The organism is Peribacillus sp. NPDC097198, from assembly GCF_044762055.1.
Lineage (GTDB): Bacteria > Bacillota > Bacilli > Bacillales > DSM-1321 > Peribacillus.
The window spans coordinates 47,232-69,754 of the sequence record NZ_JBIWDO010000006.1; the positions used below are offsets into that span (position 1 = coordinate 47,232).

The window sequence follows — 22,523 nt, forward strand, 5'->3', positions numbered from 1 at the left end:
ATTCTCACTCCTAGAACGAATTGGGCAACCCGGAAATTATGCTGAAATCTAGTGGTCAGACCACATGGGCCTGCATTCAATATAACATACCTGATAAAGTTGTAAAATAGTTATTCTCTCTTATAAACGACATTTCCTTTTCCTAACAATCCATTTAAAAGATCGATTAACTTATCGCTCGGGTTGACCCAATCCCAATAGGATAGCTGTACATAGCGGTTTTCCCGCTCATAAAATAGCATGACCTTCGTTTCGCCAGTATGCTGGATTAATATTTTTTTTATTTTTTGAAGAGTGTCTTTTGTTTGCTTTTCCGCTTCAATCTTCAAGAAAAGCGTTCCGGTTTTTTGCTGGGCCATATCTTTCACTTGGTCCAACGGATAGACATATTGGATGATGAGCTGCGTTTTTCCGCTCCGCTCCTCCAATGTACCTTGAAGCATGGCCAACTGTCCGTGATTCAAGATGGCAGAGTAGTTTTTATACACATTGGGGAATACGACGGCTTCAAGATCGCCTTCTTCATCACTGACAGTCAAGAATGCCATGACATCCCCCTTTTTCGTTCGAATGGTCTTAACCGCCGTGATGTACACGCCAAGCAGGATTTTTGCCTCTTTCTTACTTAATGCTTCATCGATGGTCAAGCAACCGAAGTGGCCGAAAATTCCTTTATAGCTCGTCACGGGATGATTGGAAAGGTATAGGCCAAGTACACTCTTTTCAAAGGATAACTTGTCCTCCACCGGAATGGGATCGACATGATTGTATTTAGGCTTTAGCGAGAATTCGCCATCCGAAAACATATCGAATAAATCATCATCCGGATTGACCAATTCGGTATGGCTGATTGCGACATCCAGGCTAGCTAGCAAGGTGGCACGGTCTTCGCCAAATTCATCAAAGGCACCTGAATGCACCAATGCTTCCAATACCTTTCGATTGACGATTTTTCCCGACACCCGCAAACAGAAATCGAATAGGTCCCCGAATTTCTTTTGGCGTCTAGCCGCAAAGATTTCCTTCAGGACCGTCCCACCGATTCCTTTTATGGCACCAAGACTGAATCGAATCCCTTCTTTCTCCGGTAAAAAAGGATAGCCGCTTTCATTAATGGAAGGAGGCAGCACGGAAATGCCTTTCTTCTTGGCTTCACGGACATACTGGGCAATCTTATCATCATTTCCGACGGCAGAGGTCATGAGGGCAGCCATGAAATACTCAGGATAATGGGTTTTCAAATAGGCAAGCTGATAGGCAATGACACTGTATGCTACAGCATGGCTCCTGTTGAATCCATAATTGGCGAACCGGACGATCAGGGTATAGATGTCGTCCGCTGTTTTCTCGGAATACCCTTGCTTCAAGGCACCATTCACGAAATGCTCCCTCTCCTGGTCCAATACTTCCTTTTTCTTCTTCGAGACGGCACGCCTTAATAAATCGGCCTCTCCCAGGGAGAAACCGGCAAGTCGTGATGCAATCTGCATGATCTGCTCCTGATATACGATAACGCCGTATGTAGGATCGAGAATCTCCTTCAAATCCGGATGGTGATATTCTATTGGGACCAGCCCGTGTTTGCGCTCGATGAAAAGTGGAATGTTTTCCATGGGACCTGGACGATATAAGGCATTGACCGCGACGATATCTTCAAAACGGTTTGGCTTCAGGTTCATTAACACCTTCCGTATCCCATCCGATTCGAACTGGAACACGCCCGTCGTTTCACCCCGTCCCAGCATGGACAGGGTCTGCGGATCATCCATCGGTATATGGGACAAATTCAGTTTTTTCCCCATCCCCTTTTGGATGTTTTTCAAAATATTATCCAGGAGCGTTAAATTGCGCAGACCTAGAAAATCCATTTTCAGAAGGCCGAGTTCCTCGAGGAGGTCCATTGGATATTGAGTCAGGTGGATGCCATCATGCCCTTCCTGAATCGGGATATGCTCAGTGAGCGCCTGATCGCTTATGACGACACCAGCCGCATGTGTGGAGGTATGGCGTGGAAGCCCCTCAAGCAGAAGTGCCGTTTCAAAAAGCTTCTGGTTCCGCTCACTTTCCTTTATGAAGTCCTGTAATCGCTTGGATTCTTTTAACGCTTCAGGCAAGGTGATTCCAAGGCGTCCCGGGATCATTTTCGATACCATTTCCTGCTCTTTTGTATTCAAACCGAAGACGCGTCCGGTATCACGCAACGCCGCCTTTGCGGCTAAAGTACCAAATGTGATGATTTGGGCAACATGCAATTCCCCGTATTTCTTCGCGACATAAGCAATCACTTCCTCGCGGCGGTTATCCGGGAAGTCAATATCGATATCGGGCATAGTTACCCGCTCAGGATTTAGAAATCGCTCGAACAGCAGAGAATGTTCGATTGGATCGACATCCGTAATCGACAGAACGTAGGCGACCATCGATCCTGCTGCAGACCCCCGTCCCGGCCCCGTCAAAATCTGGTGGTCCCTTGCAAATTTCATGAAATCCCAAACGATTAAGAAATAATCGCTGAATTTCATTTGCTTAATGACAGCCAATTCAAAGCGCAGACGCTCTTCATATTGGATAGATGGTTCAGGTATTCGTTTCTTCAAGCCCTGGAAGCAGAGGGTTTCGAGCATTTCTTCAGCCGTAACTCCAGTTGCTGTAGGGTATTTGGGTAGCAGGGAACGATGAAAAGGAATAGTAAGATTGCATTGCGCGGCTATATGTAGCGTATTTTGAAGGGCATCCGGCAAGTCACTGAACCGTTCAGCCATTTCAGCACGGCTTTTCATATAAAACTGTGTGGATGGAAGCACCACCCTCGTTTCGTCCGCCAGCTTGTCGCCATTACCGATGGCCAGTAGCGCTTCATGTGCCAGTGCATCACTTTGGTTCAAGTAATAGACCGGGTTCGTCGCTACAAGCTCGATTTTCAGCTCTTTGGCCAATTGACAGATTGCTTGTATTTGCTGCTCCTCCTTGGCAATATCCAGCCGTTGAAGGGATAAATAAAAGTTATCATGTCCGAACACTTTCAAAAATTGCTCGGCAGCTTTCCTCGCCTCCTCGGGCCTTTCTTCTTCCAATAACCTTTCGATTTGCCCTTCCGCACCCGGGGAAAGCGCAATCAATCCCGTAGAATAGGCTTTAAGCCAATTAAATGGAATGCCCGACGGAGATTTCGTTTTGATAGCACTGCTTATTTTCAGCAGGTTTTGGTAGCCTTGAAGATTTCTTGCTAGTAAAAGAAGAGGATGTGCGGCATCTTGTTCATCTAGAACATCCGCGAGAATCCCGATAATCGGTTTTATCCCCTGTTTTTTGCATTCCTTATAAAAATAAACCGATCCATACATAACATTTCGGTCGGTTAATGCTAGACTCGTACAGCCATCCGCTTTCGCTTTAGCCACAAGTTCACGAATTTTCACCGTACTGCTCAGCAGGCTGTATCCGCTCTGAATATGGAGATGTGTATACACGTTTTTTTCTCCCACCTTTGAAAGGGCATGTTTCTTTTTATTATAGTGTTTATTTCAAAAAAAGAAAATATGTTCTCATTGCCAATCAGGTTCGTCCACTTTGATTTTCACAGGCTATCATATTACCTCCGCGCTTCCCATATAAATAGAGTAGAAGAATATCAAGCCAAAAAGGATGATGATACATGAACGAAGCCTTTGTTCCGGCATTTATCAACAGTTTTTTCATCGCGCTCGGCGTTTTGCTTGGCGGGTCGATCATTGGCGGACTGGCGGCTTTTTTCACGGGACAAGCCCCGATGACGACCGTTTTCCGCTTATCGGACAGCCTAAGGATTTGGGCGATCGTCGCTGCCATCGGAGGGACCTTCGATATGGTCTATAATTTTGAACGTGGCATTTTCCACGGACAAACAAAGGATATCGTGAAGCAGGTGCTATTGATCCTCTCCGCCCTCGGGGGTGCACAGACAGGAGCGTTAATCATCAATTGGTTCACACAGGAGCATATTTCACCATGAGGATCCCCCCTTATCATCGGCTTCCCACCTGGCAGCGTTTTTTTGCCGGTGCAGCATTAGGCGGACTGCTCAGCTGGGTGATTTTCTTTTACATGTACGGAGTGCAGCAGGAAACGCAGATCCGGATCATTCATGAGCAAAGAGAAGAGATGAAGGATTTGACCGAAAAAATCGCGATTTGGGAGCAGGATTACAAAAAATTAAATCAGCAAAACGAAGAGATTTTAACGATTCAAGAAGTCGAGGTGAAAATCACCAACGGGCAATTTTACAGCCTCGATAAGCTGAGTATCGCCGATGCCGAGGATGTCATAGAAGATGACCTCTCTTCCCTTCTCGCTAAAGATGTCGTTAGTGTATATAACGGAAAAGTGTTGCTTAAGAAGTCGATTGAAAACAAAATCATCGAGATTAATAAGAAACGATACGAACTGGAAGTCAATGAAATTATGTTTTATACAAAAATGAATATTGAACTCACAATCAAGAGGGCGAAATGATGCTATTGGAGAGGTGAACGATGAACCCAATCTTAAACCAAATCGGTACGGTCTTTATCCCGGTTCGTAATATTGAAGTGGCCCGCGATTGGTATTCTGACCTGTTGGGCATCCCGGTGACCGGAGATATTTTATTCGGGCACCTGTATGCCTTGCCTATGATCGGAACGGGCATTGTTTTGGACAGTAAGATATTTTCCGAAGATCGCATTTTCAAAGTCCCTCCCTTTCACTTCAACACGACGAACGTCATCGAAGCGTATGAATATATGAAAGGGAAAGTAGAATGTACAACAGGAATCGAACATGACCGATGGTTCAATTTCAAAGATCCCGATGGCAACCAGCTAAAAATTTCCCAACATCGTGAATATCTACATGGCAAAAGACCAAATTCAAGATGATTTGGTCTTTTTGCTTTTCTTATTCGGCTTTGTTTACCTCTTCTAGATCAGCCAAAATATCATCCACTGCATCCCAAGAATAAATAGAGGCCCCTGCTGCAAATGGGTGTCCGCCACCATTGTATTTCCTGGCGATCATGTTGATGATTGGACCTTTAGAACGGAAACGAACCCGGATCTCCTTTTCTTCTTCAATGAAAAAGACCCAAGATTTCACGTTTTTAATCGAACCCAGCGAGGAGACAAGCTGGGAGGCTTCTGAAGGCGTCGCATGAAATTTTTCCAGGATATCCTTCGTGATGATCATCTTCCCTGTTCCGTTTGGTAGAATCTCGAAGTTTTGCAGCACATAACCATTCAGGCGGGTAATGCTTTCATCGACATCATACATCTCTTGATATAACTGTGGACGGGAGAATGAATAATGAATCAACTCACTTGCATAGGCGAATGTTTTCTCGGTCGTGCTTTGAAAAAGAAAACGTCCCGTATCACCAACGATACCTGCATAAAGTAGACGGGCTGCCTCATCGCTCATCTTCAATCCTTGATCTTTACCAAATAGATAAAATTCATAAATCATTTCACTCGTCGAGCTAGCGGACGTATCGACCCAACGCATGTCTCCATAGGGATCTTCGTTTGGATGGTGATCAATCTTGATCAGCTTATCCCCTGTCGGATAACGGCTGTCGCAGATTCGGTCAGTATTGGCGGTGTCACAAACGATGACCAAAGCCCCTTGGTACATTTCATCCGAAATCACATCAAGCCTCCTTAAATAATGTAACGAAGGCTCTTCTTTCCCGACCGTGAAAATGCGCTTCTCAGGAAATGACGCCTTCAGAATTTCAGCCAATCCCCCTTGCGAACCATAAGCATCCGGGTCAGGCCGGACATGGCGATGAATGATAATCGTATCATAACGCTTTATATCTGCTAAAATTTCAGCCTTCATATAAATCTCCTTTTTATATATGTTATTGTACAAATTAAGACGATATATTTTATTTAATCAAAAAATTGGCGAAATAGGAAGGCTCATCTTGTTTTAGGTGGCAATCTCCAGAGTTTCCCGCTACAATAATAAGGTACATATGTTAAATTGGGGGAATTATAAACCATGCCTATCCTTGTCACCTTGATCGTTCTGTCACTAGGGATTTATGTATTTTACAAAATTAAAATGGTACGCACGAAAATGCCGATGGAGAAAAAGTGGATTTCAGGAAAATCATCCATTGCCCTCGGTGCCTTTGTAGCCTTATTTGGAGTCAATCAGCTTTTCCTTTTCCAAACGACCGTTACATACATCATTGCTGCCGTATTCATTGTTGTCGGACTATTCAGCGTTTGGGGCGGTTATAAAATGTATAAGTTCTACCTCCCACATGCCATTGAAGAAGCCACAAATCAAAGAGGATAATCGAATTCGATTATCCTCTTTCGCTAGTTAAGAACGATCAAGCAACTGACATGTCAGCATGGCTTTCCCTACAAGCTTGCCTTGGTTAAATACCTCGACATCCACTTTCCCGAACTTACGCCCCACATCCAGGACACGAGGATGAATTTCAAGCGTACTGTCGATCTGAACAGGCTTGATGAAGTAAATCGTCATATTTTCAACGACTAAATCGCCGCGTTTATAGCCTCTGAGCGCACGATTGGCTGAATCCGTAACCAGTGTCGTGAACACCCCACTTGAAATCGTACCAAGATAATTGGTCATTTGAGGTGTAACACCATAGCTATACACTTCTTGTCCCTTGCCTTGGTTTGACGTCATCACCAGCTGACTCGTGATCGTATCGTCAATCGTTTCACCGACCTGTGGCTGTCTTTGGCTCATCTGTAACGCCTTCAGTACATCCTGCCTGCTCACGATCCCTTTCAGGATGTGACTGTCACTAACGACTGGGATCAACTCGATCCCTTCCCACACCATCATATGGGCAGATGAGGCAACACTCATTTTGTCGCCTACGGTCATCGGATTCTTCGTCATCACCTTATCAATGAGCGTCGTTTCTTCTTGGCCCATGACATCTTTTGAGGTGACCATACCCTGAACCTTCATGTTTTCATCAACGACAGGGAAACGGCTATGACCCGACTCCTGATTCAATTCATGCCAATTTTGAACCCGATCACCCACGGTTAAGAAGGTCGTTTCCTGAACGGGCGTCAAAATATCCTCTACCAATAGGATTTCCTTTTTGATCAATTGGTCATAAATGGCCCGATTGATCATGGTCGCGACAGTAAAGGTATCGTAACTCGTTGAAATGACCGGCATCTCCAATTCATCGGCCAATATCTTAACGGATTCTTCGGCATCGAACCCACCGGTAATCAGCACCGCTGCACCCGCTTTTAATGCGTGCTCATGCGCCTGGGTACGATTCCCTACAATCAACAGGTTTCCTGCACCCGTATATCTCATCATCGCTTCAAGCTTCATCGCACCGATAACGAATTTATTTAACGTTTTATGAAGACCCGTTTTTCCACCTAAGACTTGTCCATCAACTATATTGACTACCTCGGCAAACGTTAGCTTCTCAATATTCTCTTTTTTCTTTTTCTCAATACGGATCGTGCCGACCCGCTCAATGGAACTTACATAGCCTTGATTCTCCGCCTCTTTAATCGCACGGTATGCCGTGCCCTCACTTACATTCAGGACTTTGGCAATCTGGCGGACGGAAATCTTTTCACCAACCGGAAGTCCATCGATATGTTTTAATATTTGTTCATGCTTTGTAGCCAAGCGCTTCACCCTTTTCACGGTATTCCTATATCCCATTATAAGGTCAAAGAGCCTAGATTATCAAACAACTACTGATATTCACGCAACCTTTTCTTTTGATGCTGCCGTTTCACTTTCCGTTTTGCAGGTGAATACAGAATGCCTGTCAAATTCCCCGCCACGGCTAATAGCGCGAACAAAAGCCAAGTTCCCCCAAACAAACTCTCTGGGCCCCCGCTTTCCAACGATAGGCGCGGCACTGCATAATACAGCATCACACCGCATAAAAGCAAACAGAGCAATAACCTTTGCTTCATCCAACCCCCTCCTTCATTCCATCCCTTAATTTTATGCAAGAGGATGAATAAAAAGAATGGAGCCTACAGGGGATTTTTAAGCTTGTCGTCGAGACATACTACATCCATGCTTCTTGATTATTCATTTCCTATATAAAAAGGAGCCTCCGAATCAGGCCCCTGTTGTTGTGTCATTATAAATCGATTGCATCTCCGGGTTCCATAACCAGTCCATTTTTTGCTTCTAGTATATCGATGAATTTGTTAGGATCCTGTTTGATGACCGGGAACGTGTTGTAGTGGATCGGCACGACCTGCTTCGCCTGGAGGAATTTTGCGGCAAGCGCTGCATCTTCCGGCCCCATTGTGAAGTTATCGCCGATAGGCAGAAATGCCAGATCAATCGGATGTCTTTCCCCAATTAGTTTCATGTCGGAATAAACGGCCGTGTCACCAGCATGATAGATCGTTTTTCCTTCTACAGTCAACAATACGCCGGCAGGCATCCCTAGATAGATGATCTGACCATCTGCCGTATTGAATCCGGTTCCATGAAATGCAGGGGTCAACTTCACAGTGCCAAAATCAAATTCATAAGCACCACCAATGCTCATGCCATGTGTCCTGACGCCTTGATTTCCTAAATAAACGGCTATTTCAGCAATTCCGATGACAAGGGCATCGTGCTTTTTCGCTAATTCCACCGTGTCACCAATGTGATCATTATGACCATGTGTTAAGATGATTACATCCGGCTTTACGTCCGCCACCTTTAGATCCGTTAGTTCATTTCCAGTGATGAATGGGTCAAAAAGAATCGTCTTGCCATTGGTCTCCACTTTCACGATGGCATGTCCATGAAAAGATACTTTCATTAAATGATGCTCCTTTCCGATACACACTTTTTTGAATTTTTTCAAAAGCTTTACCATTTACTATTTAAATAGTTATTGCTAAGGTAATTATATCCTATCTATGGAGGAATCGTCATGAATAAACATTTGAATGAAATACAAAACTGGTTGCAAACCAATGAGTTGGACGCAGCCATTCTAACTTCTACCGAAAACGTCTTTTATTGCAGTGGATTCTTTAGTGACCCGAATGAAAGACTGCTGGCACTAGCCATTTTTGCGAACGCAGAGCCATTTTTGGTTTGTCCCCAAATGGAAGTGCCTGATGCCAAGAATGCTGGATGGCAAGGCGAGATCACTGGCTACACCGATATTGAAGATCCATGGTTGAAAATCCAGAAAGCGGTTAGTCAACGTGGATTATCCTTGAAGAAAATCGCGATTGAAAAACAACATATGAATGTGGAACGCTATGAAAACATACAGCATCATTTTGATGCGCCGGTACTCGTTTCAGCCGAGGAGAAGCTACAAAAGATGCGAATGATCAAATCCGAAGATGAAATGGTCAAGATTCGTGAAGCCTGCCGACTTGCCGACGTGGCTATCGAAGTCGGAGTCAGCGAAATCCGTGAAGGGAAAACCGAAATGGAAATCCTGGCTGCAATTGAATTCGAAATGAAGAAGGTCGGCGTTAGCCACATGTCATTCTCTACAATGGTCCTGACTGGAAAGAACGGAGCTTCGCCTCATGGAACACCAGGGGCATCGAAAGTTCAGCGTGGTGACCTCGTTCTTTTTGATCTAGGTGTCGTATATGAAGGGTATTGCTCAGACATCACCAGGACCGTCGCGTTCGGGGACATCAATGACAAGCAAGCCGAGATCTATGAAACGGTTCGAAAAGCGCAGGAAGCTGCCATTGCAGCAAGCAAACCCGGTGTTGCTTGCTCCGAGATCGACCGGACTGCCAGAAGCATCATCCAGAACAAAGGCTACGGCGACTATTTCCCACACCGTCTTGGGCACGGACTTGGCATTAGCGTCCACGAATATCCATCGTTAAAGGAAACGAATTCACTTAAGTTACAAAAGGGCATGGTTTATACAATCGAACCAGGTATCTATGTTCCCGATGTGGCTGGTGTGAGGATAGAGGATGATCTGTATATAACCGAAACAGGTTGTGAAGTCTTGACGAAATATCCGAAAAGCCTCCAAATATTAAGATAGACTTCACCAAAAATTCGTAAATTTGTTACAATTCAATAAGGAAAATTATAGTATAATGGGAGTGAAGTAGAAGGAGGAGATTCATAATGGGTACGATAGATTATAAAAATATCCTTGTAGCGGTGGACGGTTCTGAAGAAGCAGAATGGGCCTTAAAAAAAGCGATATACCTTGCAAAACTAAGTAACGCGACTCTAGTTCTGGCTCATATCGTCGACACCAGGAATTTCCCGACTATCGAAGCTTACGATATGACTATCCGCGATCGTTCTGAAACCTTTGCCAATGACTTATTGGAAAAGTATAAAACAGAAGCGGTTGCCTCTGGCATCACTAACGTAATTACGGAAGTGGAGTATGGTTCTCCTAAAGTCAAAATACCAAGAGACTTAGCGAAAAAACATACGATTGATTTAATCGTTTGTGGTGCGACTGGACTTAATGCCGTTGAACGTTTCTTGATTGGAAGCGTATCAGAAGGTATTGTTCGCCACTCAAATTGTGATGTCATCATTGTCCGTACTGATAAAAACTAAAATTTTTTTAAAAAAAGATCGTACACCAAATCGGTGTACGATCTTTTCATTTGTTATTCACTTATGAGTTTCTCCGCTTTTTCAATCGCAAGCTGCACTTGGGCAAACCCAGTACCACCTGCACTATTACGGCGTTTAACTGCTTCGTATGGATTTAATGCGTCGTAAATATCCTCTTCAAACAACTCGGATGCCTCCTTGAATTGTTCCATGCTAAGGTCAACTAAATAGCAGCCGTTTTGTACACAGAATAAAACAAGTTTGCCGACGACTTCATGGGCTTTACGGAAAGGCATGCCTTTCGAAGCCAGATAATCGGCCAATTCGGTTGCATTGGAAAAGTCATTTTTCGTTGCTTTTTCCATCACGTCTTTTTTCACTTTCATCGTTGAAATCATGCCTGCGAAGATTTTAAGTGAACCAACAATCGTTTTAACCGTATCAAAAACGCCTTCTTTATCTTCTTGCATATCTTTGTTATAAGCAAGTGGCAGTCCTTTTAATACAGTCAGTAACCCTGTTAGATTCCCGTAAACCCGTCCTGTTTTACCGCGGATCAGCTCCGCCATATCAGGGTTTTTCTTTTGTGGCATGATGCTGCTTCCCGTTGAGAAAGCATCATCCAGTTCAACGAATTGGAATTCCTGGCTTGACCAAAGAATGATTTCTTCGCTGAAACGAGATAAATGCATCATCATCGTTGCGCTGTTACTCATGAATTCCAGGGCGAAATCACGGTCACTCACTGCATCCAGACTATTTTCATATATGCCATCAAAGCCAAGTAGCTCTGCACTTAACGCACGGTCAATCGGAAAAGTCGTCCCAGCAAGCGCTCCTGCACCCAATGGAGAAATGTTGATTCTCTTGAAGCTTTCAGTGAAACGTTGTTTATCGCGTTCCAGCATCCAGAAATAAGCCATTAAATGGTGAGCGAATGAAATTGGCTGGGCACGCTGTAAATGCGTATACCCTGGAATGAGTGTTTCCACATTCTTTTTAGCCTGTTCCAAAATTGCTCCTTGGAGTCCATTAATGAGTTCCAGAATCACTTTCGTTTGGTTGCGCATGTAAAGATGAAGGTCTGTTGCTACTTGGTCGTTACGGCTTCTGCCAGTATGCAATTTGCCTCCGACCGGGCCGATCGCTTCAATGAGCATGCTTTCAAGGTTAAGATGGATATCTTCCATCTCCACCTTGAAAGTCAATTCACCTTTTTCCGCTTTTTCCTGTAAACCCTTCAGTCCCACAATGATCTGATCAGCGTCCTCTTCTGGCAGGATCTGGCATGTCTTCAGCATGGTGACATGTGCCAAGCTGCCTTGAATATCTTCAAGGACAAGTTCCTGATCAAAGGATATGGAAGCCCCGAACTCATCTACCCATTCTTCGGCAGATTTCGTGAATCTTCCTCCCCAAAGCTTGCTGCTCACACTGTCACCTTCTTGTTGTTGACCATGCTGTTCACTTTCGTTGGAAGTCCCCATAATTTAATGAAACCAACTGCTGCCTCATGATCGAATTCGTCCGCTTTTGTATAGGTTGCTAGTTTTTCATTGTATAGAGAGTACTCTGATTTTCTTCCTTCGACAATGGCATGGCCTTTGAACAGTTTCACACGGACAGTACCCGTAACGTTCACTTGTGTCTCTTTCAAGAATGCAGCCAACGCTTTTTGAAGTGGTGAGAACCAAAGTCCTTCATAGATCAATTCCGTCATTTTCTTCTCAATCACTGGTTTGAAATGGGCAAGTTCTTTTACCAAAGTAATATCTTCAAGTTCTTTATGTGCAGCGATCAATGTCATGGCACCTGGAGCTTCGTATACTTCACGAGATTTGATACCTACTAATCTATTTTCCACGTGGTCGATACGTCCGACACCGTGTTTACCGGCAATTTGATTCAATTCAACAATCAAATCAGCCAATTTGTAGTTCTTGTCGTTCAGTGTAACCGGTACACCTTGTTCAAATCCGATTTCAATGATATCGGCAGTATCCGGTGTGTTTTCAAGGCTTGTTGTCAGATCATATGCCTCTTCCGGAGGAGCAGCCCATGGATCTTCAAGGATTCCACATTCGTTACTTCTTCCCCATAGGTTTTGGTCGATTGAGTAAGGGCTGGCTAAACCGATTGGAACAGGAATTCCATTCTTGGCAGCATATTCGATTTCCTCTTCACGAGACCATCTCCAGTCACGTACAGGTGCAAGAACTTGTAAATTAGGGTTTAAAGCCGAAATGGATACTTCGAAACGCACTTGGTCATTTCCTTTTCCCGTACAACCGTGCGCAACGGCTACTGCATTTTCTTCTTCAGCCACTTCCACTAGCTTCTTCGCGATAAGTGGACGCGATAGAGCTGATACTAAAGGATATTTTCCTTCATATAGTGTATGGGCTTGAAGAGCCGTCAATGCGAATTCATCGGCGAATTCGTCTTTTGCATCAATTACATAAGAACTAACCGCTCCGACAGTGATTGCTTTTTCTTTAATGAAGTCTAAATCTTTTCCTTCACCGACATCCAAACAGCATGCCACTACGTCGTATCCTTGATCTTGTAACCATTTAATTGCAACAGAGGTATCTAATCCTCCAGAATAAGCTAAAACTACTTTTTGATTTCCCATGTTTTATCGTCCCTTTCGTGTGAATAAAAATTCATTCGTTGTTATTTTTATTCAATCTATGTTTAGTACTTTATCATTTTTATACAAGGAATACAAGGGGTATTTTACTGATTTCAGTAAAATTTTTTCGATATTCCAAATAATTTACACAATGGATACATCGGTTAAAATATAGTAATCTAAGAGTATGAAAACTGTGATTACAGGAGGCATTATGAAAGAACTTTTTACGTATGATGAACGGCTTGGAATCTCCATCCCCGACCTCCCCATGGAATGGGATGAATACTCTAAAGGAAAGCAGCACCGCATACTCGCACACTGGGAAACTATCCGGGGTCATATCCCGGACCGTATACAGGAGCTGGAAGCCATTATCAATCGGAAACAGACACAGCTCTCTGATGAAAGTAATTTTGTCTTGTCATGCCAACTCAACACGGAAATCTCCGAACTGGCTTCCGTGATAAATGATCTTTGGCTTTGGTATCGGACCGATCAGGGGATAAGTGAAAAGATGCATAATTAAGCCCATTTCCATGCAAAAAAAGCCCCGGTTTTTAAAACCGGGGCTTTTTTTGTCCGTTTCCTTATGTATCCTTCCGAATTTCCCCGACAACATGGCCCAATTCCGGAAGTATTAGTTTATTCATCGCAAGGCGAACCGCCCCAGATGAACCAGGAGTCGAAAAGATCGCTTTATTAAATGCCACTCCAGCAATCGCCCTTGATAGGATGGCTGCCGATCCGATATCTTCTTGATAGCTCAACATACGGAAAAGCTCACCAAAACCGGGTATCTCTTTAGTCATCAATTCTTTTACCGCTTCAATCGTGACATCCCTGTTGGCGATGCCTGTACCGCCATTGGTTAGGATGGCATCGACTTGATTGCTTTTTCCGCCGGCCGTAATCGCCTCTTGGATTGCACCACGTTCGTCCTTCACGATTTCATATTCTGTCACTACATGGCCCTGTGATTTTAGGAGGTCCATCATCAAGGATCCGCTTTTATCCGTTTCTTCGTTTCGCGTATCACTGACCGTGATCACCTTGCATCGAATCGGCTCCGTAGTGGCCTTTTTATGTTCCTTGACACTCATTCTTCATCGGCCTTCTTTCCCTGTAAATAACGATACTGATAGAATTTCTGGGCGAATTCACTGACATCTTTCGTCATTTGGTAATTAGCCCCGGCGCCAATGGCCATACTGATAAGCGGTACGCCGCCCAATAGTTTTTTCCTGAAAACCGTGATGGATACAGCTTTTAATAATTGCTTTAATGGCTGTTCCATCCACTTTGGATTCGTCAGCTCCTCTATTCCCATATACCAATATTCATCTTCCGCAGTCTGAATTTCCCGGACCAATTCTTCCCAAGCCACTCCTTGGAGCCGCTTAGGCATCGCCCCTGCATTGAATACCTTTAAGGCCATCATCATTTCAAAGGGTGTATTCCCTTCAAAACCATAAGACATCGCTATCAGCTGTACGGTTCGAACATTAATGACTGTCATGGCCGGGATATCACTTCCCAGTAGGAGCAACCCTCCACGACCGCTTATTCCTCCCTGCACAAAAGAATATAAACGATGCTTCGCAATATGCTGGTTCGCTATGTAGTTCAACTGGTCGATTGTTAAAAGGTGTACATCCTTGATCTCCTCAATCTCATCATTGAATACGCGTGCCGAGGCCAAAATGCGGTCTCTTGCGTCTATTTGAATGGATGAGCTCTGTACCATCGCATGCAAGTGAAATAACCAAGTATCAAGCTTTTCAAAAAATTGTTGTTGAACATCTTCAGGCAACCGTGAAAAACTTTGCTCTAGCCATTTATCATATAATGATGCCAGGTCTGTCGGATTATATTGGTTCAGTTTATCTTGCCATTCACTAATTTCATTCCAAGTTTTCATGTCCCGATTTGTGAATTCCATGCAACAAGCCTCCTTTATAAAGAATTGGTGGATTCTCCCTTTAAGTATACCATACGGCACAGCTTTTCAAGAATATGAAGCAGCTTACAACCTAACCGAAAATCAACATCTAAACAGAACTCCGGGCAAATCCGCACGTAAAAAAGCCTCCATTCCCTTGATGGGCATGGAGGCTTTTTTCTTCTAGGAAAGCATATCTTCTAAACTTTCATTCATTGTGATATTCATCGTATCTCTGACAATCATGACTTCTTCATTCGTAGGAATGACCATGATTTTCACCGGGGAAAATGGGGAATTGATGAAGGCTTCCTCACCAGAGGTACGATTCAGGTCTTCATCCCAATAAACTCCCATGAATTCAAGTCCATCCAAGATCCTCCCCCGGATGTCCTGGCTATTTTCACCAATGCCGGCCGTAAAGATGATTCCATCCACGCCGCCCATTTTTGCTGTATAAGAACCTATGTATTTATGAATGCGGCCAGCAAATACCTCTAGCGCAAGCTCAGCCCGCTCATTTCCTTTATCGGCTTCCAATTGGATATCGCGTAAGTCGCTGGAGAAGCCAGACAGTGCAAGAATCCCACTTTTCTTATTCAAGACATCCAGTACTTCATCTGCCGTTGTCCCCGTTTTCTCCATGATGTAAGGAATCAAAGCTGGATCGATATTCCCTGAACGTGTACCCATCGTCACGCCGGCCAATGGAGTGAATCCCATCGACGTGTCAATCGACTTTCCTCCCTCGATGGCCGTGATGCTAGCGCCATTTCCCAAATGACAGGATATCAACCGTAACTGTTCTATCGGTCTTCCTATCATTTCCGCTGCACGTTGGGAAACATATTTATGTGATGTACCATGGAATCCATATTTCCTGATACCGTATTTCTCATAGTACTCAAATGGCAAGCTATACATATACGAACTGGGTTCCATGGTTTGATGGAAGGCCGTATCAAAGACAGCAACCGCCGGCACTTCACCCAATATTTGCTTAAACGCCTTGATGCCCGTTATATTGGCAGGATTATGAAGGGGAGCTAAATCCGAAAGCTTCTCGATTTCTTCTATAACTTCCTCTGTGATTAAGACGGAGTCGCTAAACACTTCACCACCATGCACAACTCGATGGCCCATGCCATCTATTTCTTCGAAAGAGTGTATGATTTGGTGGTGAATCAGTTTTTCTAGTAAAAGCCCGACAGCCACTTCATGATTTGGGATGTGTAACGTTTCAGAAATCTTCTCGCCTTCAACACTCAAGGTGAATGTGGAGTTTTTCAAACCGATCCTTTCCACAAGACCTTTCGTAATAACATGTTCACTAGGCATCTCAAAAAGCTGAAACTTCAAAGAAGAGCTGCCTGCGTTTATAGCCATAATTTTAGACATCCATCCTGCTCCTTTACTCTAAGCTAGTCTACAAACGTGCAGTATATAATGTATATATCTTATCATGGCAAATGGATTCCACCAATAAAAAATTTAATAATTTAAAAAACTCTTTATCTTCTAAAAACAAAAGCCGATGCCTTTTGGCATCAGCTTTTGTTTTTATTTTTCTTCCTTAAACCAATCGTCCATCTGGTTCATGACCGACCTAGTCGCATCGAAGTCAGATAGCTTCGGAAGTTGTACCAACAAGGCTTTCTTAGGAGCCTCGACGCCATCCTTTTTCTTTTGAAGGATTAAAATGCTCTTGGCAGCCGCTTCGTTTTTAAACATGGTAAGCGGAAGCTGCACCATTCCTTGTATGTGAGTATTTTTTTTCAAATAGTCATTGAGTTTAGGTGCTTCTTCCGAGACAAATAAATTATTCGGGACAATGAAGAATAGATATCCTCCATCTTTCACATGTATGACACTTTGCTCTATGAATAGATGATGTGCATAGGAATGGCCGTTTTCTGCCTTCAGTTCGTATTCCGCTGCACGGACATCATTCGGGTAATACCCAATCGGCAAGTCACTGACTACCACATCCGCTGGGTCAATGAAAAGCGGCTCTAGGCTGTCCTGATTGAAAAATGATAAGGGATGCTCTTGAAGATTAGCCCCGGCATATGCAAGCCTGATCAAGGTTTCGTCGATTTCCACACCAAATGACGCCATGTTTTTATCGGTCAACTGGTTCATGATCGCAAAGAGTAGGTTTCCTGTCCCAACAGCTGGATCGAGCATGACGATTTCTTTTTGATCCTTCGTGAATTTGCCGACTAAGTAACTGACAAAAATCCCGACGGCATCCGGTGTCATGTGATGGTTAGGTTGTACGCTTTGTTGCATGCCTTTAAGGATGGCCAACTGGTATGCTTTACGGATGGCTTCCTTTTCATACTTTTCCAATGAAAATTCAGCATAATGCTTCATTAAACTTTTCTTTGATTCTTCACTGATTTCTTCCTGCATCACTTTCCCTTGGAAAAAATTCTCTCCGGTCTCGCCCAAAGCATCGAGATACGTGCACGACAGTTCATCTTGCAATATTTTGGTTGTTTCATCAAATTCATAAAATAGTTCTTCAACTGGGGTAGACTTCACTTATTTATTCCTCCTGTTTGCTTCTGTCCTTATTTTAAAGGTAAGGAGTAAGACTTACAAGTCGTAAGCCCCGTTTATCATTCATCAGTTATTTGACAGAATGTTTCCTTATTGGAGCCATTCGGTACATGCTATCCTATCATTGGGTTGAAGCAATGTCAGTCAGTGAACTCACAGGTAGGCGTTTCTTTGGGGAATGAGGAAAAGGTCTGGTTTTGAGGGTTTCTATCTTTATTCATCATAAGGAAATCTTCCTGTTTTTAGGATGTTCGACCCAATAGAAAAACCAGGCACATCAGCGCCTGGTTCAGTGAGCTCAGTCCTTACTTTGCTGCTTTAGCTGCCTCAATGGCACCTTCATAGTTTGGATGAGTCGTACCTTCACTTACATATTCAACATAAGTGATTTCATCGTTACTGTTCACGACGAATACGGAACGTGCCAGTAAACGAAGTTCCTTCATCACAACACCGTAAGCTTCCCCAAAAGAAAGGTCGCGGTGATCGGAAAGGACTTGGACATTGTCGAGTCCGCTTGCAGCACACCAGCGTTTTTGTGCGAATGGAAGGTCATTGCTGATCGTCAATACTTTCACATTATCCAATTTGGCAGCCTCTTCATTGAATTTGCGTGTCTGTGCATCACAAACTCCTGTATCAACGGACGGAACGACACTGATAATGCGGACTGTGCCTTTTGAGTCGTTTAATGTAACCGGTGTTAAATCATTAGCCAATACTGTAAAATCAGGTGCTTTATCCCCAACTTTAAGTTCTGGTCCCACTAAAGTGACCGGGTTGTTTTTAAAAGTAACTGAAGCCATTAAAAATTCCTCCTTTATATGCTTTATGTACAAGCTTTATGATATTTGTTTTATCGTAATTTTGCAATTAATTGGATTTTAGAATTTTACACCAAAAAGAAAAACTCGGCGGACGCCGAGTCGCATTAGAAATCCAAATCCTGTTTAGGTTGTTGATTGTTCATGTTCATTGAATTCCTTTGACCGCTATCTTGCCTTGATTGATTATTATCTTTTTTAGCTAGCATCGATTGGATCTTATCAACGACCTGCGGTGCTAAATCCATCATTTTTTCTAAAAGATGCGTACCTTCATCTAAATGAATCATCTTCACGCCATGTGTACCAACAATAAGGAAAGCTATAGGCGTAATGGATACTCCACCACCACTACCCCCACCAAATGGTTGCTTTGAGTCGCCCTGTTGACCTTGATGGTTACCATCGATCACAAATTCACTGCCTCCAGCGGCAAATCCAAAGCCCACTTTGGAAACCGTTAAAATGACACTTCCATCGGGGGTTTCCACCGGGTCTCCGATGATCGTGTTAACATCGACCATCTCTTTCAAGTTCTCCATGGCTTCTTTCATTAAACCTTGTATTGGGTGATCAGACATCTAAATTCCTCCACTCTACATCGATTGATTATTGGAATCTCCAGTTAGCTTCGCTAATTTCTTAGACTTGAATTTCACTTTACCGCCTTTCCAGTAGCGAAGCAGTTTTATCCCAGTCAGTATAGCTTGCCCGACTCTGAATTCTAATATGCAAGCAATTGACGTATTGGCCTGTTTTCGATAAAAATCCGGTGTAATCGTATAGGAAGGCATGACCCGAAAATTCAGATAGGTGGTCAATAAACCAATGATCGATCCTTTAAGGGCCCAACAGTTACCTGTCAATATCCCTGTTTGGGCAGCATGTTTCGTCCCTATAACACTATGCCATGCAAACTCTTTCACTTGGACTTTCCCGAGGAAGTGCCGAATGATCCGATGTAAATCAACTATATGGTGGATCAAGGCCCGCATATCGCTTAAACCATCCATGAACTCTTCCGGTGTAAGCTTGGCCGTCGACTTCTTTTCCGTATCATTCATCGTGTCCGTTTCTTTCTCCACGATGAGAGCCGTCGATTCATCGTCTTTCTTTATGACTGGCACCTTCAATGTGTAATGCAATAAGCCATGCCAGGCCGTCATTTTCATATGGATAAGATCATCTTTTTGAATACGCTTATAGGTAAAATGCACCCTGACTTTAGTGAAAATGAGAAGAAGCAACACCGCTATGAGGATAGCCAATATCATTACAATCCATTTCACACATCCACACCCTTTCAGCCATTCATTATCGGCCTCGTCAAAAAAAAATAAACCTATTGGACCTAAAATGGCAGTCCGACAGGTTTATTTATTAAAAAAGGTCATCATCTTCTAATTAAAACGACGCTCGTGTCCGCAAAGATATCATGCAAAGCCTGTTTCTTGGGTAATAGGCCTGCCAAAAGGTAGCCGACCCAGGTAACTTTGGAAATATAACGTCCAAACAATTCCCTGAATAATACCGTACCCCAGGTAATCGTCTCTTCCTTCAAGGCCACTACCTTCAAACCAAAAATCATCTTGCCTAATGTCTGATTGAAGAATTTGGTCATCAGGATGAAATAAAGGAAAAAGACAATGGCCGTCAATAAGGCCTCAGCAGAAAACCAAAGGTTATCTGACTCATTATAAAACTTAAAGATGGGGTGAATCAAGATGCGATTCAAACTGCCAATCACAAACAAGTCCGCTAAATAGGCCCAAAATCTCATCCAAAAACCGGCAAAACACACGACTTTCACATCGCCATCATCCTCTAGAGGTTGGACTGGCAAAAGCTCTGGCTGTATGGGTCCCTGCTCCGATGCTAGATTGGATGGTACGATTCTTTCATTGCTATCATTTTGTTCCGTCATTCTTCAGCCCCCCTATTCCGCATACAAATACATCAAGCGTGGGGAATTTGAAGAGGAAAGGATTTTTGTCAACACGGCCGTTTCCACATCATTTCCCAATATTTTTTGCGCTCCCATACTGAACAATGAACCGAATCCGGCTTCACCTGTATAACGAATGACTTGCGCATTTTTTTGACCGATATCGTTTTTCATGGCAGCAATCACATCATCCAAATGGCCGAAGTCATCAATTAAATGAACTTCTTTCGCCTGACGTCCATCATAGATCCGCCCATCCGCAATCTTCCTTACTTCTTTTTCGGACATGCCACGTCCATTGGCAATGATCTTGACGAATTGATCATAAGAATTATCGATCATATTTTGGAGGATTTTCCGTTCATCATCGGTCATTTCCCTCGTCGGACTCATAATGTCTTTGTATGTACCGCTTTTGATCGTTTCAAATTCGACACCATATTTCTCGGCTAATTTCTCGTAATTGTACCCCTGCATGATGACACCAAGTGAACCTGTCATGGTTTCGGGGCTGGCAAAGATTTTATCGGCTGGTGCAGAAATATAATACCCACCGGATGCCGCCATGGAACCCATGGACACATATACGGGCTTTTTCACCTTTTTAATATCAAGGATTTTGTCGTAGATTTCAGCGCTTTCCACAACCCCGCCGCCTGGTGAATTCACTCGAAGGATAATTCCTTTGATATTGTCATTCTCTTCCGCCATTTGCAGCTTGTCCATGAAATCCCGGTGATTGTAGGTTTCCGAACTTAACAGGGAAGCTTCCCCTGTATCCTGAATCGTTCCTTCTACATCCAATACCGCGATGACATTGGTTGGATCTTCGCCTTCTATGACTTCTTCGTAAAATCCGCTATCGGACGCAAAAAAATCTTCGAAAACACTTTCTGTATCGGTTGCAAATAAAGTGGTGGCTAGACCTACGCCAATAGAAACAAAAAATAAAACGGCTGCGATACCCAGAGCAGCCCAACGCTTCCCATTCATATGTGTTCCCCCTTAAATTTCTATCACTCTTATCTTACGAACTGTAAACAAAAAAGTTTCAATCCATGATAAAATGAGACCATCTTAAAATTGTAGCAAATAATCCTCAAATTGGAAATGGCAAGGCATCTTGTTCTATCAACTTTTTCCTTGATTTTATTGAGTAGGCCCTAACAAGACTATACATATTTAATGGGGGAATCATGATGACCAATCGCCGGAATATTTATTTTTTTCATGTACAGAACGAGCAGATGATAAAGAACGTCAAGAGATTGACGGAGTTGGCGCAACAATATTCATTTGAAGTCGTCAAGGATTATAGAAAGGCCAACATCATCGTTAGCATCGGTGATGACGGCACCTTTCTACAAGCCGTCCGGAAAACCGGGTTTCGGGATGACTGTTTATATGCAGGCGTTTCTACCACAGGCAACTTGAACATGTATTGTGATTTTTACATGGAAGACGTAAACAGAATGATCGTTGCCATGACGAACGAACAAATCGAGGTCCGTAAATATCCTGTTATCGATATCCAGCTCGATGACCAACCCTTTTTCTATGCCTTGAACGAGCTCAGCATCCGCACATCCGTCATCAAAACCTTTATCATGGACATTTTCATTGATCACATCCATTTTGAAACACTGCGCGGAGATGGAATCATCATCGCGACCCCGACGGGCAGCACCGCCTATAATAAGTCCGTGAATGGAGCAGTAGTCGATCCGCTTCTACCATGCTTCCAGGTCAGTGAACTCGCTTCGATCAACAATAATACCTACCGGACCTTAGGCTCGTCCTTCATCCTGAGCGGCGACCGAACGCTGACCGTCCACCTTGGGCAAAACGGGCCAAGCTACCCGATCATTGGCTTGGACAACGAGGCCCTGAGTATTCGCAATATAGAGAAAATCAAGATCCGCTTAAGCAAGAAAGTCATGAAAACGGTCAAATTAAAGGATAATTCCTATTGGGAAAAAGTAAAACGCACCTTTTTATAAAACGCCTAGATTTACAGGTTTGGAGGATGTTTCTTCCAAGCCTTTT

At 43.5% G+C, this 22,523-nt stretch carries 25 protein-coding genes; 8 read left to right on the forward strand and 17 right to left on the reverse strand.

From position 1 onward, the window contains the following. Positions 1–110 precede the first annotated feature (110 nt). The gene (gene dnaE / locus ACIQXQ_RS12130) at positions 111–3,470 is read right to left on the reverse strand and encodes a DNA polymerase III subunit alpha (protein WP_402957727.1); all 3,360 of its coding nucleotides are present in this window, start codon (positions 3,468–3,470) and stop codon (positions 111–113) included. An 85-nt stretch (positions 3,471–3,555) separates the two neighbouring features. Then, entirely contained in the window at positions 3,556–3,828 is a 273-nt protein-coding gene (locus ACIQXQ_RS12135; RefSeq protein ID WP_402874647.1) for a hypothetical protein, read from the reverse strand. On the opposite strand from ACIQXQ_RS12135, the gene ACIQXQ_RS12140 reads away from it, so the two are divergent. Genes ACIQXQ_RS12140 through ACIQXQ_RS12150 form a run of 3 tightly spaced genes read left to right on the forward strand, consistent with a single transcriptional unit; the run spans position 3,713 to position 4,895 of the window. Then, positions 3,713–3,991 (forward strand): YtrH family sporulation protein, encoded by a 279-nt coding sequence (locus ACIQXQ_RS12140; protein ID WP_402874635.1) that lies wholly within the window; start codon positions 3,713–3,715, stop codon positions 3,989–3,991. The two genes, ACIQXQ_RS12135 and ACIQXQ_RS12140, sit on opposite strands and share 116 nt — an antisense overlap. Next, positions 3,988–4,491, forward strand: coding sequence for a sporulation membrane protein YtrI (gene ytrI / locus ACIQXQ_RS12145; protein WP_402874357.1), 504 nt, complete (start codon positions 3,988–3,990; stop codon positions 4,489–4,491). Before ACIQXQ_RS12140 ends, ytrI begins: the two co-directional genes overlap by 4 nt. Positions 4,492–4,511: 20 nt before the next feature. Next, positions 4,512–4,895: a VOC family protein gene (locus ACIQXQ_RS12150; RefSeq protein WP_402874354.1), complete on the forward strand. Its 384-nt coding sequence runs from the start codon at positions 4,512–4,514 to the stop codon at positions 4,893–4,895. A 19-nt stretch (positions 4,896–4,914) separates the two neighbouring features. On the opposite strand, the gene ACIQXQ_RS12155 is transcribed toward ACIQXQ_RS12150, so the two are convergent. Further along, positions 4,915–5,853 (reverse strand): DHH family phosphoesterase, encoded by a 939-nt coding sequence (locus ACIQXQ_RS12155; protein WP_402874350.1) that lies wholly within the window; start codon positions 5,851–5,853, stop codon positions 4,915–4,917. A gap of 165 nt (positions 5,854–6,018) precedes the next feature. Between ACIQXQ_RS12155 and ACIQXQ_RS12160 the strand changes: the two genes are divergently transcribed. Continuing rightward, on the forward strand, positions 6,019–6,321 hold the full coding sequence (locus ACIQXQ_RS12160) for a YtpI family protein (protein WP_402874347.1): 303 nt from the start codon (positions 6,019–6,021) through the stop codon (positions 6,319–6,321). A 27-nt stretch (positions 6,322–6,348) separates the two neighbouring features. Here the strand turns inward: ACIQXQ_RS12160 and ACIQXQ_RS12165 are convergent, their stop codons facing one another. The 3 genes from ACIQXQ_RS12165 to ACIQXQ_RS12175 form a co-directional block, all read right to left on the reverse strand. After that, positions 6,349–7,668 carry a DRTGG domain-containing protein gene (locus ACIQXQ_RS12165; protein WP_402874345.1) on the reverse strand — a complete coding sequence of 440 codons (1,320 nt, stop codon included), beginning with the start codon at positions 7,666–7,668 and terminating at the stop codon, positions 6,349–6,351. Positions 7,669–7,736: 68 nt separating this feature from the next. Continuing rightward, positions 7,737–7,964, reverse strand: coding sequence for a hypothetical protein (locus tag ACIQXQ_RS12170; RefSeq protein WP_402874343.1), 228 nt, complete (start codon positions 7,962–7,964; stop codon positions 7,737–7,739). A gap of 173 nt (positions 7,965–8,137) precedes the next feature. Then, positions 8,138–8,818, reverse strand: a complete 681-nt coding sequence (locus tag ACIQXQ_RS12175) for a metal-dependent hydrolase (RefSeq protein ID WP_402874340.1) — start codon at positions 8,816–8,818, stop codon at positions 8,138–8,140. Positions 8,819–8,932: 114 nt separating this feature from the next. Here ACIQXQ_RS12175 and ACIQXQ_RS12180 point away from each other — a divergent pair, with 114 nt between their 5' ends. Together ACIQXQ_RS12180 and ACIQXQ_RS12185 are read left to right on the forward strand one after the other, a co-directional pair. Further along, a complete protein-coding gene (locus ACIQXQ_RS12180) occupies positions 8,933–10,030 on the forward strand; it encodes a M24 family metallopeptidase (protein ID WP_402957729.1) in 1,098 nt (365 codons plus the stop codon). An 86-nt stretch (positions 10,031–10,116) separates the two neighbouring features. After that, positions 10,117–10,566: a universal stress protein gene (locus tag ACIQXQ_RS12185; RefSeq protein WP_402874335.1), complete on the forward strand. Its 450-nt coding sequence runs from the start codon at positions 10,117–10,119 to the stop codon at positions 10,564–10,566. 53 nt (positions 10,567–10,619) lie between these two features. On the opposite strand, the gene argH is transcribed toward ACIQXQ_RS12185, so the two are convergent. Together argH and ACIQXQ_RS12195 are read right to left on the reverse strand one after the other, a co-directional pair. Then, positions 10,620–11,999 carry an argininosuccinate lyase gene (argH, locus tag ACIQXQ_RS12190; protein WP_402957731.1) on the reverse strand — a complete coding sequence of 460 codons (1,380 nt, stop codon included), beginning with the start codon at positions 11,997–11,999 and terminating at the stop codon, positions 10,620–10,622. Continuing rightward, the gene (locus ACIQXQ_RS12195; RefSeq protein ID WP_402874329.1) at positions 11,996–13,201 is read right to left on the reverse strand and encodes an argininosuccinate synthase; all 1,206 of its coding nucleotides are present in this window, start codon (positions 13,199–13,201) and stop codon (positions 11,996–11,998) included. Before ACIQXQ_RS12195 ends, argH begins: the two co-directional genes overlap by 4 nt. Positions 13,202–13,415: 214 nt before the next feature. On the opposite strand from ACIQXQ_RS12195, the gene ACIQXQ_RS12200 reads away from it, so the two are divergent. Then, complete coding sequence (locus ACIQXQ_RS12200; RefSeq protein WP_402874326.1) at positions 13,416–13,730, forward strand: hypothetical protein; 315 nt, start codon at positions 13,416–13,418, stop codon at positions 13,728–13,730. Positions 13,731–13,791: 61 nt separating this feature from the next. Here the strand turns inward: ACIQXQ_RS12200 and ACIQXQ_RS12205 are convergent, their stop codons facing one another. From ACIQXQ_RS12205 to sppA, 9 genes are all read right to left on the reverse strand, one after another. Further along, positions 13,792–14,304: a MogA/MoaB family molybdenum cofactor biosynthesis protein gene (locus ACIQXQ_RS12205; RefSeq protein WP_402874324.1), complete on the reverse strand. Its 513-nt coding sequence runs from the start codon at positions 14,302–14,304 to the stop codon at positions 13,792–13,794. Continuing rightward, the gene (locus ACIQXQ_RS12210) at positions 14,301–15,143 is read right to left on the reverse strand and encodes an EcsC family protein (protein ID WP_402874322.1); all 843 of its coding nucleotides are present in this window, start codon (positions 15,141–15,143) and stop codon (positions 14,301–14,303) included. The genes ACIQXQ_RS12205 and ACIQXQ_RS12210 overlap by 4 nt, the downstream gene beginning before the upstream one ends. Positions 15,144–15,326: 183 nt before the next feature. Next, positions 15,327–16,541 carry an acetate kinase gene (locus ACIQXQ_RS12215; RefSeq protein WP_402874320.1) on the reverse strand — a complete coding sequence of 405 codons (1,215 nt, stop codon included), beginning with the start codon at positions 16,539–16,541 and terminating at the stop codon, positions 15,327–15,329. A gap of 162 nt (positions 16,542–16,703) precedes the next feature. Next, on the reverse strand, positions 16,704–17,690 hold the full coding sequence (locus ACIQXQ_RS12220) for a class I SAM-dependent methyltransferase (RefSeq protein WP_402957734.1): 987 nt from the start codon (positions 17,688–17,690) through the stop codon (positions 16,704–16,706). A 323-nt stretch (positions 17,691–18,013) separates the two neighbouring features. Beyond that, positions 18,014–18,514: a thiol peroxidase gene (gene tpx / locus ACIQXQ_RS12225; protein ID WP_402957736.1), complete on the reverse strand. Its 501-nt coding sequence runs from the start codon at positions 18,512–18,514 to the stop codon at positions 18,014–18,016. Between the two features lie 125 nt (positions 18,515–18,639). Further along, positions 18,640–19,113: a GerW family sporulation protein gene (gene ytfJ / locus ACIQXQ_RS12230; RefSeq protein ID WP_402874312.1), complete on the reverse strand. Its 474-nt coding sequence runs from the start codon at positions 19,111–19,113 to the stop codon at positions 18,640–18,642. 15 nt (positions 19,114–19,128) lie between these two features. Then, the gene (locus ACIQXQ_RS12235) at positions 19,129–19,821 is read right to left on the reverse strand and encodes a DUF2953 domain-containing protein (protein WP_402874309.1); all 693 of its coding nucleotides are present in this window, start codon (positions 19,819–19,821) and stop codon (positions 19,129–19,131) included. A 104-nt stretch (positions 19,822–19,925) separates the two neighbouring features. Then, the gene (locus ACIQXQ_RS12240) at positions 19,926–20,456 is read right to left on the reverse strand and encodes an RDD family protein (protein ID WP_402874962.1); all 531 of its coding nucleotides are present in this window, start codon (positions 20,454–20,456) and stop codon (positions 19,926–19,928) included. A gap of 12 nt (positions 20,457–20,468) precedes the next feature. Further along, on the reverse strand, positions 20,469–21,470 hold the full coding sequence (sppA, locus tag ACIQXQ_RS12245; RefSeq protein ID WP_402957739.1) for a signal peptide peptidase SppA: 1,002 nt from the start codon (positions 21,468–21,470) through the stop codon (positions 20,469–20,471). Between the two features lie 203 nt (positions 21,471–21,673). On the opposite strand from sppA, the gene ACIQXQ_RS12250 reads away from it, so the two are divergent. Then, positions 21,674–22,477, forward strand: coding sequence for an NAD kinase (locus tag ACIQXQ_RS12250; protein ID WP_402874957.1), 804 nt, complete (start codon positions 21,674–21,676; stop codon positions 22,475–22,477). Positions 22,478–22,523 lie beyond the last annotated feature (46 nt).